Raw genomic sequence first — 615 nt, 5'->3', positions numbered from 1 at the left:
ATATTACGACGGGCGGAATGGATAAAGTGGTTGCCTCCGATAGTTACTGCATCACCGTCACCCATAAGTACGATAACATGCAGTTCGGGGTTACCTATTTTTATGCCGGTGGCAAAAGCCAGCGCCCGCCCGTGGGTTCCGTGGAAGGCGTGGGTGGCAAAGTAATCGTCAGCCTTGCCCCAGCAGCCAATGCCGGTGGCTATTACAACCTGATGCGGAGGCAGCTGTAATTCTGCCAGGGCCTCAGCCAGTGCGCGCACGACAATACCGTCGCCGCATCCCGGACACCACATGTATGGTTGCGCTTCGGTCTTCAGGTAATCGGTATATTTATAGGGCATTATATCGCCACCTCCCGGATCTTGGCCAGTATTTCCGCTGTGGTGAACAGTTCTCCATCTGTGCGCGACACTTGATATACCGGTGTGTTTGTGCGGTTCACGCGCTGCACTTCACCCAATACCTGGCCCTGGTTCATTTCGGGTACTATTACTGCTTTTGCTTTTTCCAAAACTTTTTGTACTTGTTCATCTGCAAAGGGCCAAATGGTAATTAGTCTTAGAAGATTTATTTTAATACCTTCTTTTTCAGCCTCAACAACGGCTTGCTTGCATA

At 50.2% G+C, this 615-nt stretch carries 1 protein-coding gene and 1 pseudogene; both read right to left on the bottom strand.

The window, feature by feature from the left end; all coding sequences use genetic code 11:
- Positions 1 to 341, bottom strand: a 341-nt coding sequence (locus IT084_RS17670; protein ID WP_243277061.1) for a thiamine pyrophosphate-dependent enzyme, incomplete at its 3' end; no start/stop codon positions are given.
- Positions 341 to 615 (bottom strand): annotated as a pseudogene (locus IT084_RS17665) (2-oxoacid:acceptor oxidoreductase subunit alpha); the annotation flags it as partial. The pseudogene IT084_RS17665 and the gene IT084_RS17670, both read right to left, overlap by 1 nt.

The organism is Desulfallas sp. Bu1-1, assembly GCF_015594625.1.
GTDB lineage: Bacteria > Bacillota > Desulfotomaculia > Desulfotomaculales > Desulfallaceae > JADNRQ01.
The sequence above is the reverse complement of the archived record's forward strand: the minus strand, read 5'-3'. Positions and strand labels throughout refer to the sequence as shown.